Raw genomic sequence first — 12,646 nt, 5'->3', positions numbered from 1 at the left:
TATGGGAAATGGACTTCACAAATCATAAGTACGTAGGTGTAATAATGAAAGTCTCTATGACGAAGATCTGTTTAGTTGCGTTATCGTGTTCGGTTGCGTTAAACGTGAATGCAGCATCAACACTGTTTACAAATGTTAATGTTTTCAATGGTACGGATGACAAGATTCATAAGAATCAGAATGTGCTTGTTGTTGACAACCTTATCAAAGAAATATCAGCAAAACCGATTAAAACGGACAAACAAACCATAACGATCAATGGAGAGGGAATGACAATGATTCCCGGCCTGATCGATATGCACTCTCATATGTGTATTCAAGAGGGGATGTTAGTTGGCCGCGATAGCTATGATCAAATGGCAATGGGTGCGCGTGCGCACGTATCAATGATGCAGTATCTCGATCAAGGTTTTACTACTGCACGAGATGCAGGGTGTAACATCCTGGGGATGGCAAAAGCGATCAACAATGGTTTGATTGATGGGCCACGATTATTCCCTGCTGGTGGTTTTTTAAGTCAAACTGGTGGTCATGCTGATACCGGTAGCTTTAACGATGTACCAGGGCGTGTTGATGATCTAGAGCGTCATGGATTTGGTTACATCGTTGATGGCGTTACAGAGGCACGTCGTGCGGCTCGCCAAAATCTTCGATCTGGTGCTACACAAATTAAAATCATGGCTGGTGGTGGTGTCGCAAGTGAATTTGATCCGATCCACATGACTCAGTTCTCGAAAGAAGAGATGGAAGCCATCGTGGGTGTTGCAGAAGATTATGGCACTTACGTAATGGCCCATGCCTATCATGATCGTTCCGTAAACCGAGCGATTGATGCAGGCGTTAAAGTGATTGAGCATAATTTCTTGGTTTCTGAAGATACGATCAAACGAATGAAAGAAGAGGGCGTTGCGCTTTCTGCTCAAGCGGTAATGTCTTTAGAAGCGTTTGCTGAACCAGAAAAAATTACGTTCTTTAGCCCTGATCAAAAATCCAAAGCAGCTAAGGTTAATGCGGGCGCTAAACAGATGTTTGAATGGGCTCGTAAGCATGATGTACTTATTGTAACGGGCGGAGATATGTTTGGTCCGGCGTACAATACGCGCCAAGCAGACAACATGGTTTGGATGGAAAAAGTGGGCTTTACCCCATATCAAATTATGAAAATGGGTACGTCAAATGCGGCGGAGGTATTAAGTTGGTCTGGCGATATGAATCCATACAAATACGGTAAACTCGGCGTTGTAGAACCAGGGGCTTATGCCGATGTAGTGCTCGTGGATGGCAATCCTCTGGAAGATATCACTATTCTTAATGATTACGAAGATAAGTTCAAAGTCATCATGAAAGACGGCAAGATTCATAAAAATACCCTGTAATAAATAATGGGGGGCCAAAAAGCTCTCCCAACTTTTAAATTTTCATTGTTTAGTATTTGGGTAAAGTATGAAGAAGTATGTATTAGCAGGTCTGTTATTCGCAGCCTCATCGACTGCAGTGGCAGAGCAAATCAGCTGGGAACAATTACGCCCAGCGATCCCACCAATTGAAGACCCGTTTCTTGCGTTAAGTGATGAGCAATTATTTGAGTTAGGTACACTCGCCAAGTATCGTCAATCCAAAGCGTTGAATGAATCGCAGCTTCAAACGAAAAAAGAGATTGAAGCAAAACTTCGTGAAGAAGGGGTTGATGTTGATTGGCTGTTTTCGAAAAGGCAAGAGATCACCGATTATCGCCGCAAGATTGCGACACAACCTAATACCGATCTCACTGCCGAAAGTTATGAAATTCCTGGCTTTATTACGCCCGTAGAATTTAATGGTGACATTGTCACAAAATTCTTTCTTGTCCCTACCTCCGGGGCTTGTGTCCATACGCCACCGCCACCTGCCAATCAAATAGTGTTAGTCAGCTACCCGAAAGGCTTGAAGCTCACGTCTCTATATGAGCCTGTTTGGGTGAAAGGCGAATTTGAAATTGAAAAAGTGAAAGCCGACGTTACCTACGTCGACGGGGCTATGGATGTTGAGACGGTATACCAAATGGATGCCGATTCTATTCGAGCTTATCAGTAATCCGCTTAATCAATTCATGACAGTTAAAATGATAGAAATGTGCAATTGTTGCTTAATGGCAATTATCAGCTTCGTGAATCGTTAAGATTGTTACCTATCAACTTAATGAGGCCATTTAATGAACGCATCAATCCCTAGGCTTAGTTTACTTGCGCTGTCCGTTGTCGCATCGTCTTCTTTGTATGCAGCCAATTTTGGTAGTCCCAATACGGTTGGTAATACTTTGGCAGAGACAAAACATAAAAAACAAAACTGGCGAGAGGCATTGGAACAAAATCATAACCTTACTTTTGGCTTAGATTATCAAGCATTAGGTTTATCTGCCACAGATCCTGTGACAGGAGGAGACGACTCGGCCAGTTCTGGAGTTGCTCGATTTTACGGTACTTGGAACTTGGTTGGTTTGCAGTCGGGTAATATAGGGGGATTAGTATGGAAAGTTGAACATCGTCATTCATACAGTGAGTTAGCGCCAAAAGAGTTTGCTTTTATTGGTGATGGCTTAGGTTACGCCGGTATGATTGGTTCGGCGTACAGTGATCAAGGCATGCGTTTAACTAACTTGTATTGGAAGCAGAGCCTCAACGGTGGTGAGACAACGTTTATTGCTGGTTTTTTAGATACATCAGATTATGTTGATGCTTATGCACTAGCAAGCCCTTGGACGGGGTTTACAAATTTGGTATTCAGTACGGGTGGTGGAGCCATTGGTTTGCCGGATGATGGTATTTTAGGATTGGCTGTTGGCCATATGCTAACGGACAACATCTACATGATTGCGGGTGTCGCCGATGGTAAGGGACGCTCTGATAAGCCATTTGATGGTTTTGATACTTTGTTTAATGATCATAATCTATTTACTTCTTTTGAGCTTGGTTGGGCGGCATCACAGGAACAGATTTATACCGACAATGTGCATATTACCGCATGGCACCTTGACGGTGGAACTCAACACAACTTAACCAACCAAGAAAGCGGACAAGGGATTAATTTCTCAGCAAGTTATTTTGCGACAGAGCAATTGATGCCATTCGTTCGTGGTGGTTTCTCAGAAGGTGATGTGGCACTTTATGATCGTTCTCTAACGGTTGGCGTTGGTTACTTTGGATTGGGGAAACCGACCAATAACCTAGGTTTTGCGGTGAACTGGAGTCATGTAAACGACAACCTAGAACAAGCCTATGGCGTTGGGGACTCTGAACAGTTTACAGCTGAACTTTATTACATCATGCAGTTGAATGACTATATTCAGATCACTCCGGATATTCAGTACATTAAAGACCCGGCATTCTCCAATAAAGGCAGTACTTGGGTATTAGGGCTTCGCGCACGAATATTCATCTAGATGATTATGTTTATTTGCCTTACCAATAATGCCTGTATATTAATACAGTGCTTGTGTTTTTGGTTAATTTTACAACAAGTAAGATAATGAACATTGAGTTGAAAAACAAAATCATCAAGGAGTGTAGGAAGAAGATTGAACAGAAAGGCGAGAATATAGGCGTATCATTTTACTTTTTCTTCGCCAACAAGAATGATAACCCGGCGCTATTGATGGACGCGGCGACTTGGTGGATTAAAACTCATCAACTCGACTACTTTGAAAAAGCAAACAAGATTATTGCTTTGGTTGAATCTGAGGAATAAAAGAAAAGGGGCATTGAATCCCCCTTTGTTATTCTTAACTTTAGCAATTACGCTTTTGCAAACTTGTAAGTTCGATAACCTCCAAGCAAATTACGTGCTTTAAAGCCAGAGTTAACCAGTTGGCGATATGCCACGTTACCGCGTAACCCAACCTGGCAGTAAATGACAATCTCTTTGTCTTTAGGCAATTCATCCATACGTTGACGGAGTTGATCGACAGGAATGTTGAGCGCGCCTTCAATAAAGCCTACCGATTCCAGCTCACCCGGATTACGCACATCAAGTAGCACCTGATCGCTTGTTAGGCTATCAATTTCATCAAAATGAATCGCGGTAGCGTCGCCTTTGATGATGTTGTTTGCGACAAAGGCTGCTTGGTTAATTACGTCTTTAGCACTGCCATACGGTGGCGCATAAGTCAGTTCAAGGTGCTGAAGTTGTTCTACTGTCATTCCTGCACGTTGAGCCACCGCCATTATGTCAATACGTTTGTCGACACCATCTTTACCAACGGCTTGTGCACCAAGGATTTTGCCCGTTGTTGGGTCAAACAGCATTTTGAATGAAACAATTTCTGCACCAGGGTAGTAGCTCGCGTGGCTTGCAGTGTGTACATAGACTTTTTCATAAATGATGTTGTCACGTTTTAATTGTTTCTCATTTTTACCTGTCGATGCTACGGCTAAATCAAAGATCTTACAGATAGCTGTACCTTGCGTACCTTGGTAAGTTTCTTGACGACCTAGCATGTTGTCTGCCGCCATGCGACCTTGACGGTTAGCAGGACCTGCTAATGGAACAAGTGTTTGTTCGCCTGTAACAAAGTCTTTTTCCTCAACAGCATCACCAACAGCGTAAATATATGGATCGCTGGTTTGCATGTATTCGTTGGTGAAAATCCCGCCGAGAGCACCAATTTTAAGACCTGCCGCTTGCGCTAATTTGGTTTCAGGGCGGACACCAATCGCCATGATCAAGATATCCGTTGTTAGCTCTTTGCCATTATTAAGCTTGAGTTTTAATTTCCCATCAATATGCTGGTGGGCTTCACTTTCACCTGCTTCAACGTTTGCCACGTGTTTGTTCGGGATAAATTCAACCGCTTCGAGAGCGACACCAAGTTGCAGGTCAATGCCCTTTTGACGAATTTCGGCATGCGCGAAACCTGCCATTTCACGGTCGACAGGTGTCATCACCTGATCGGCCATTTCGACAAGTGTGGTTTTGATGCCAAGCTGGTGGAACGCTTCCATCATCTCTAGGCCGATAAAACCACCACCAACGACAGTCGCACGCTCCACTTTGTTCATCTGAACAGTTTGGATGATGCGATCCATATCAGGAATATTGCGCAAAGAGTGGGTTAATGGGTTATCAATGCCAGGAATCGGAGGAACAATGGGGCCCGCACCTGGACTCAGTAGAAGAAAATCGTAAGCTTCTTCGTACTCAGAACCGTCGAGTAGGTTTTTAACCGTTACAGTTTTGTCATGACGGTTAATGGATACAACTTCATTCATGACTCGAACATCAACATTAAAACGAGCTAAAAAGCTTTCTGGTGTTTGAAGAAGTAGCTTGCTTCGCTCTTTAATATCGCCACCAATATGGTAAGGCAAACCACAGTTAGCAAATGAAACAAATGGACCGCGCTCAAACATAATGATTTCAGCGTCTTCGCTTAAGCGGCGAGCACGTGCAGCAGCGGATGCACCACCAGCGACACCACCAATGATTAAGATCTTAGTCATTTTATTCTCCACATTCGAGATGTTGACCCTATTGGCGCCGTTAGCTAGCCGAATAGGTCAATTTCCTTGTTTATTTAAAACCAAATTTCTTTAAAAAATAAGCGGCAGGGCAAATACCAGTGTACGCACTTTGAATGAGATTGATGCCAATGAAGACCGTAAACCAAATGAAGTTGCTATGGACGAACACGGTTAATAAGACCGAAAGCAAAATCATGATACCTGCAAATACTCTTACTGCATTGTCTAATGTCATAACTGTTCTCCTTGGTACGCTTTGAGTGAGCACCTTACTCTCGTATGTTCACCACTATAACTACTAATATTAGATGTGTCTAATGTTTATTTGTCTAAATTCACCATCCCTAAATTAGGGTTGACTAAATATGTTGATTTAGTAATATCTAATGTAGCTTTTAATGTTGAGGTGAATCATGAGCTATACAGAAACAGACGTAGCGAAAATGAAAGGCAGCGCGATAGAAGCAGCGGATCTTCTTAAAGTGATGGCACACCCAGAGCGATTGATGGTGCTGTGTCAGCTTACTCAAGGTGAAGTCGGCGTAGGCGAGCTACAAAAAAGTTCTTGCTTGAGTCAGTCAGCCTTTTCACAGCATCTGAGCGTACTGAGAAAGCACAACTTAATCAGTGCGCGTAAATCATCACAACAGGTCTTTTACTCATTGTCTGAACCGAGAGTTGAGTCATTAATCAAAGCGCTACACAGTGTATTTTGTAACTAGGAAGTATTGAGGTTAATAATGTTAGACGTTATTCCATGGGAATCTTTTTTTGGTGGCATTTTATTGGGTATCTCCGCCACTATATTGTTGTTGATGAACGGAAAAATTGCCGGCATTAGTGGAATCATGAGTGGCATTATGACACCGAAGAAAGGGGATTACTCGTGGCGATTACTGTTTGTCGCGGGCATGATCGGTGGTGGTTTGGTGAGCGTGTTACTTCTTGGTGTCGTTGTCCCAAGTACCACCACAATATCGACAGGCCTCATTATCGCAGCTGGACTGTTAGTGGGATTCGGCACTAAGTTGGGTAATGGGTGCACCAGTGGCCATGGTATTTGTGGTATTGGTCGTTTATCTAAACGTTCAATTGTTGCGACATGTGTTTTTATGTTGGTGGCTGGACTCACCGTCTTTGTACGACTACACCTGGTTTAAGAGAGAACCCATGAACAAGATTATTTTTCGTTTATCCGCGCTCTTCAGTGGTGTGCTATTTGGTATTGGCATGGCGATTTCTGGCATGATCGATCCCAATAAAGTCATTGGATTTCTAGATATTGCAGGCACATGGGATCCGAGTTTAGCTTTTGTGATGGGCGGCGCACTTGCTGTGTTTATGCCAAGCTATTTTTTGATCATCAAACCGAGAAAACAGGCGGTTACTGGTGAAGCGTTTTGTACGCCTACCAATATTAGTATTGATGCAAGGTTGATTTCCGGTGCCGCGATATTTGGTATCGGTTGGGGATTGGTCGGCATATGTCCGGGCCCAGCGGTGGCGAGCCTCGCTATGGGCAATATCGGTATTGTGATTTTTGTCGCCGCCATGTTAATCGGTTCAATGTGTGCAACATTTGCTCTCGATAAGTTAAACAGTAATAAGCTGAAAGACGTGCAAATATAAACGAAGAGAGCACAAATTGGAGGGAAAAGGATGCCCAAAACAGTAAAGCGAAGTTTTGTTCGCTCAGTGATGAACAGCTATTTCCCTCCGATTATGATTTTGTTAGCGCTCTCCATTGGTGTTGCCTCATTGTGGTTAACACCAAAAGAAGAAGACCCTCAGATTGTCGTCCCTATGGCCGATGTTCTGATTTCGGCTCCTGGGCTTAGTGCTTCTCAAATTGAGAACCAAATTACCGAACCTTTAGAAAAGCTAGTTAGCCAAATAGACGGCGTGGAATATGTTTATTCTTCTTCAATGGAGGGATTTGCTCAGGTTATCGTGCGCTTTTATGTTGGAGAGAACCGAGAAGACGCACTCGTAAAACTCTACAACAAACTCTATTCCAACCAAGATAAAGTTCCTCCAACAGTGGCAAGTTGGGTAGTCAAACCCGTTGAAATTGATGATGTACCTATCGTCGTTGCCGCGATTTATTCAACCGATCCTTCTATTCTCAATCGGCATCAACTCAGACGAATTGCGGACCAAGCAACCTTAGGGATTAAATCTCTTGATGCCACCAACAAAGTCGAGGTTATTGGCGGAGAACCGAGAAAGGTTCAAATCGAGCTAGACTCCGTCGCAATGGCGAACTTCAATGTCACTATAGATGATCTTGAACAAGCCATCCGGTTGAGTAACAGCAAAGTTCAAGGCAAAAACCTTCAAATCGATGGAAGTAACTACACGCTGGAATCGGGGCAGTTTTTAAAAAATGCTCAAGAGGTCGGTGATTTGGTGATTGCTGTGTTGAATGGCAAACCAGTGTATCTGAAGGATGTGGCAAATATCTATGATGGTGCGAGTGAAGCCACTTCGGACACTTGGTATCGAAGCAAGAGTGATAACAAGGCTTATCCTGCCGTATTCCTATCGGTCGCCAAGCAGAAAGGGTCTAATGCGGTCAATGTGGCTCAATCGGTACGAGACAGCCTGAAGCAACTTAAAGCGGACCAATTTCCTCCTCAAGTACAAGTTGAAATTATCCGTGATTATGGTGAAACAGCAAACGAAAAAGTGACCAATTTAGTATCAAGCCTCGGCATCGCAATTTTAACCGTTGTGGTTTTTGTTGGTTTGTTCTTGAACTGGAGAAGTGCGCTGGTCGTTGGTATTGCAATTCCTATCAGTTACGGTGCGGCGCTGGGGATGGATTTGCTGTTTGGTTATTCAATCAACCGCGTAACGCTGTTTGCACTGATTTTGGCATTAGGCTTAATCGTCGATGATCCGATCGCCAGTATCGACAATATTGAGCGATTCTTACGGCGAAAAAATATCACTCGAAATGACGCAATTGTTCAGGCGATGACAGAGATTCGCAGTGCGTTACTGATGTCGACCGTCGCAATTGTTATTGTGTTCACACCGATGTTTTTCATTACTGGGATGATGGGGCCATACATGGCACCGCTTGCCTTTAACGTGCCAATCAGTGTTGTGTTCAGTACGGTCGTCGCGTTTATGATCACGCCTTGGTTGGCTAAAAAGATCTTGTCGAGGCAGCAAGAAAGCGAAAGTAACCAGCTTTACTCTTCACCTATATATCGACTTTATCGTTCACTAGTGACCCCGCTGTTGCAAAGCCGTAGAAAAGCGTGGGTATTTCTTGCTGTAGTCGCATTTTTGTTTGTCGTCGCCGCGATGCTGCCAATGTTGCGTTTGGTTCCCCTTAAACTCTTACCCTATGACAACAAGAATGAGTTTCAACTGGTGTTAAACATGCCCGAAACATCAAGTTTTGTTGATACGTCAAATGCATTGACCACCTTCACCGATTACTTGATGACAGTACCAGAAGTCACCAGTGTTTCCGGGTTTGCTGGTATCGCGTCACCAATGGATTTTAATGGCATGGTACGTCATTACTTTATGCGCAGTGAACCTTATCAAGGCGAGCTACGAATCGTATTGGCGGATAAAAATCGTCGTTCGATGCAATCACATGAAATCGTGACCCGATTAAGAACAGGCTTAGAGGAAATGGCTGAACGCTATCAGGCGGATATCCAATTGGTCGAAGTTCCGCCGGGTCCCCCAGTGATCGCGACGATTACCGCTGAGGTTTATGGTGATGATGCAACGACCTACGAGCAATTGATGCGACAAGCCGAAAAGGTAGCAGAGCGCTTAAGCAAAGAACCGTTTGTGACCGAAGTGGACACGAGTATTCAAGGGAGCCTAGAAACCTGGCAGTTTATTGTAGACCAAGAAAAGGCGGCGCTGTCTGGCATTTCAGTTGCAGACATCAACAAGACACTGATCTCTGCGGCGAATGCAAAAGTGCTTGGCTACATTGCGGCTCCGCGTGAAGTCGACCCGCTTCCTATTGAAGTTCAGCTACTCAGGGAGGATAGGGACAATCTCAATAAATTAGAGCAGCTTTACGTACGGGGTAGACCCGGCATTGCAAAAACTGAGCACAATGGCGCGGTGGTTGATGCGCCTCAGCCAACGGTTCAATTATCAGAGCTGGGCCAATTTGTTAAACGACCCGCAGACAAACCGATTCTCCATAAAAACCTCAACCCTGTCGTTTATGTCTATGCAGAAGTCGTGGGCCGCGTTCCCGGTGAGATTATTGCCGATGTGATCGCAGACAAAAATGGCCACCAGTCAAATGAAGCACAACAACCTTGGGAGGAGCGTACATACTTAAATAATGGCGCAGGTTTGGCTTGGCATGTTCCAGACAATATAGACGTGGTGTGGAGCGGCGAAGGTGAATGGAAAATTACCGTCGATGTGTTTCGAGATTTAGGCATCGCCTATGGAGCGGCACTTTTAGGGGTATTTGTCGTGATGCTAATTCAGACCGGTTTACCGGTGGTATCAGGTATTATCATGCTGGCTATTCCACTTACCGTGATCGGTATTATGCCTGGCTTCTGGCTATTGAACACGTTAAGCAGCGACATTGGCACTTACCCAAATCCGGTTCTTTTTACCGCGACCGCGATGATTGGCATGATTGCGCTAGCAGGTATTGTGGTACGTAATTCCTTGGTTTTGATCGAGTTCATTCAACAATCTTTGGCAGCAGGCATGGGATTGCAAGATGCGTTGATTGAATCTGGCGTGGTTCGTATGCGACCGATCCTTCTGACGGCGGGAACAACATTACTAGGGAACATTGTCATCACTCTTGATCCTATTTTTAATGGTCTGGCCTGGGCGATTATTTTTGGTATATCGGCATCAACAGTATTCACGCTGCTTGTTGTGCCGGTGGTGTATAACCTCGCATACCAAAATACCAAAGGGCATGGACTGCCAGAGTTGGAGGTTGAACAATGAAATTAGATAACAAATGGATAGGCACGCTTTTATTTCTGCTGCTGATCCTTCTTTTTCTCTACATGGCGGGATTTTTTAGCGAGAAACTACCAACAGAGCGTGCGGCGACTGAGAGAAAATGGAATGCAGACATGGTAGAAACACACCAGTTGATGCTTACGAGTGAGCCTGTGATTCGAGAGTTTCCTGGCGTTGTTGTAGCAGAGCAAAGAGCAGATATTGCTGCGCGCTTAACGGCCTCTGTCGTTGAAGTCCTCGTCAATGTTGGCGATCAGGTAAAGCAAGGCGATGTACTTGCACGGTTGGAAAGCGATGATCTTGATGCGCGAGTCCGACAAAGTGAACAGGCGCTGTCTTCTGCTCAAGCACAACTCAATGCGGCAAGAAAAGAATTTGCACGGGTTAAAACACTATTGAATAAAAAGCTGATACCTCAGTCCCAGTTTGATCAGGCAGAGAGCACATTACGAACGGCTCAAGCGAATTTTAATCAAGCGCAGGCGGCGGTAGCAGAAGCGGAAACCACGTTTGGTTACAGTATCATTACCGCGCCTTTTGATGGGCTGATTACACAAAAGCCGATGAACAAAGGTGATACTGCCACGCCAGGGGCATTATTATTGTCGATGTATAATCCAGAGTTACTTGAAATTGAAGTTAATTTCTCTGAATCCGTCATGCCCTACGTCAGTTACGACAAGCAAGTCGAGGTTAGCTTTCCCTCTTACAATATTGCGACGTTAGCAAGCGTCAAACAAGTTACGCCTTCTGCCGATGCCAATTCGCGCAGTTACTTGGTTAAACTGCAGTTCACACCACAAAAGTTGGTGTTTCCTGGTTCATTCGCCAAAGTTTTCTTAACGTTGACTGAAGATGTGGTTCTGCGTGTTCCACAGGATGCTGTGTATCAAGTAGGTCAATTGGATTACGTCAAAGTGATGAAACAAGACGGGGAGGTGGAAACTCGGCTGATACAGCTAGGTGAATCCGGCCGAGTTCGCACTGGGTTAATGCAGGGAGAGGTGGTGATATTGAACCCAGGCCTCTTGTAAGTCCCTAAGTCTTAGTAGGATACCGTCGTACTTACGGGACAATGGTCACTTAATTTGAAATCCAACACGTCTTGCGTGTTGAAGACGGTTTGAACGCCAGCAGTGGCCTCTAGTTGGCCACTTACAATAATATGATCAATTACCGAGCGGAATTGGTGTGTTTTATTCGAATTGCGATTAGAACGCACTTTACATTCCGCTTTGGTGTTTTTGGTTACAAGCTCTGCATCGTTATTCTTCGATATTACTTCCCACAACCAGTCACCTCGATAAGCGAGGTTATGATTAAAGTCACCTAGCACGACATAGCGTTGATTCTTAGTTTCGCGTTCCTTCATCCATTTCGCTAATGCTTGGCCTTGTTGTTTAACGATCTTGCAATCGCGGTTGTTGCGATAGGCGCCACTGCACCCGGCTTTTAAATGCACAGAGAGTAGGTGGGTTTCATTCGTTTGGTTTGGGTTTAATACGATGTAACTGGCAAAACGCAGCTTACTGTTGCCACGTGTTATGGAAAAGTCTGGCTTATCGGAGATGTTCAAACCTTTGCGAACCGCAAATCCAGTGTATTGGTTCGTATCGTTGAATTGAAGATCACGGTTGGAGCGATGGGCGCGGTCGGATAGATAAATGGTGTAGTCATTTCCAACCGCTTTTTGAATCGCCGCTTTGCTATCGACTTCCTGAAACGCGAGAATGTCGGCATCCGCTTTATCCACATACTTGCCGAGCTTTTTAAAATCTTGTGAGGTTCGTGATACCTTTCCGTCATCTATAGATAGCCATTCCACATTCCAGCTAGTTAAATTGACGGAATCCTGAGCAAACGAAAAAGAACTAAATAGTAATATTACCGTAACAAAAAGTGATCGCATAGCGGTCCATTGCACTCCTTTATTTAGGTGAATTCCTTTGCAACCTTTATCCTATAAGACCTCTCTAAAAAGCAAGAGAATTAAGCTCCATTTTTGCAATTTTCACAGTTTTATTTTCAACTGAGATCAGCAGCAATAAGATCGATTTGTTCTTATCCTCTAGCTATGTTTTGTTGATCAAGATCAATGTTTTCAAATGGTGCTTCTCGTTAAATACGCCACAATATATTGTGTCAGCAGAATAATAAATCGCCCT

12 protein-coding genes are annotated in these 12,646 nt (G+C 44.1%); 9 read left to right on the top strand and 3 right to left on the bottom strand.

Annotated elements, in window-relative coordinates; translation table 11 throughout:
• Window positions 1-44 precede the first annotated feature (44 nt).
• From AK965_RS00665 to AK965_RS00650, 4 genes are all read left to right on the top strand, one after another.
• Complete coding sequence (locus tag AK965_RS00665; RefSeq protein WP_099077924.1) at window positions 45-1,376, top strand: amidohydrolase family protein; 1,332 nt, start codon at window positions 45-47, stop codon at window positions 1,374-1,376.
• 67 nt (window positions 1,377-1,443) lie between these two features.
• Window positions 1,444-2,073 carry a DUF3299 domain-containing protein gene (locus AK965_RS00660; protein ID WP_099077791.1) on the top strand — a complete coding sequence of 210 codons (630 nt, stop codon included), beginning with the start codon at window positions 1,444-1,446 and terminating at the stop codon, window positions 2,071-2,073.
• Between the two features lie 118 nt (window positions 2,074-2,191).
• Entirely contained in the window at window positions 2,192-3,418 is a 1,227-nt protein-coding gene (locus AK965_RS00655; RefSeq protein ID WP_099077790.1) for a carbohydrate porin, read from the top strand.
• 86 nt (window positions 3,419-3,504) lie between these two features.
• Entirely contained in the window at window positions 3,505-3,723 is a 219-nt protein-coding gene (locus AK965_RS00650; protein ID WP_099077789.1) for a DUF6500 family protein, read from the top strand.
• Window positions 3,724-3,770: 47 nt separating this feature from the next.
• Here the strand turns inward: AK965_RS00650 and AK965_RS00645 are convergent, their stop codons facing one another.
• Complete coding sequence (locus AK965_RS00645) at window positions 3,771-5,474, bottom strand: FAD-dependent oxidoreductase (protein ID WP_099077788.1); 1,704 nt, start codon at window positions 5,472-5,474, stop codon at window positions 3,771-3,773.
• A 70-nt stretch (window positions 5,475-5,544) separates the two neighbouring features.
• Complete coding sequence (locus tag AK965_RS00640; RefSeq protein WP_099077787.1) at window positions 5,545-5,730, bottom strand: DUF2892 domain-containing protein; 186 nt, start codon at window positions 5,728-5,730, stop codon at window positions 5,545-5,547.
• 178 nt (window positions 5,731-5,908) lie between these two features.
• On the opposite strand from AK965_RS00640, the gene AK965_RS00635 reads away from it, so the two are divergent.
• From AK965_RS00635 to AK965_RS00615, 5 genes are read left to right on the top strand one after another with little or no spacing between them, the layout of a single operon-like run.
• Window positions 5,909-6,217, top strand: coding sequence for a metalloregulator ArsR/SmtB family transcription factor (locus AK965_RS00635; protein WP_099077786.1), 309 nt, complete (start codon window positions 5,909-5,911; stop codon window positions 6,215-6,217).
• Between the two features lie 18 nt (window positions 6,218-6,235).
• Window positions 6,236-6,655, top strand: a complete 420-nt coding sequence (locus AK965_RS00630) for a YeeE/YedE family protein (protein ID WP_099077785.1) — start codon at window positions 6,236-6,238, stop codon at window positions 6,653-6,655.
• A gap of 10 nt (window positions 6,656-6,665) precedes the next feature.
• Window positions 6,666-7,124 carry a YeeE/YedE family protein gene (locus tag AK965_RS00625; RefSeq protein WP_099077784.1) on the top strand — a complete coding sequence of 153 codons (459 nt, stop codon included), beginning with the start codon at window positions 6,666-6,668 and terminating at the stop codon, window positions 7,122-7,124.
• Window positions 7,125-7,154: 30 nt separating this feature from the next.
• Window positions 7,155-10,463: an efflux RND transporter permease subunit gene (locus AK965_RS00620; protein WP_099077783.1), complete on the top strand. Its 3,309-nt coding sequence runs from the start codon at window positions 7,155-7,157 to the stop codon at window positions 10,461-10,463.
• On the top strand, window positions 10,460-11,515 hold the full coding sequence (locus tag AK965_RS00615) for an efflux RND transporter periplasmic adaptor subunit (RefSeq protein WP_099077782.1): 1,056 nt from the start codon (window positions 10,460-10,462) through the stop codon (window positions 11,513-11,515). The genes AK965_RS00620 and AK965_RS00615 overlap by 4 nt, the downstream gene beginning before the upstream one ends.
• Before the next feature lie 11 nt (window positions 11,516-11,526).
• On the opposite strand, the gene AK965_RS00610 is transcribed toward AK965_RS00615, so the two are convergent.
• Complete coding sequence (locus AK965_RS00610) at window positions 11,527-12,390, bottom strand: endonuclease/exonuclease/phosphatase family protein (protein WP_099077781.1); 864 nt, start codon at window positions 12,388-12,390, stop codon at window positions 11,527-11,529.
• Between the last annotated feature and the right edge of the window lie 256 nt (window positions 12,391-12,646).

It is taken from the genome of Vibrio sp. PID17_43, from assembly GCF_002608565.1.
Taxonomy (GTDB): Bacteria; Pseudomonadota; Gammaproteobacteria; order Enterobacterales; family Vibrionaceae; genus Vibrio.
This window is presented reverse-complemented; position numbering and strand designations above follow the sequence as displayed.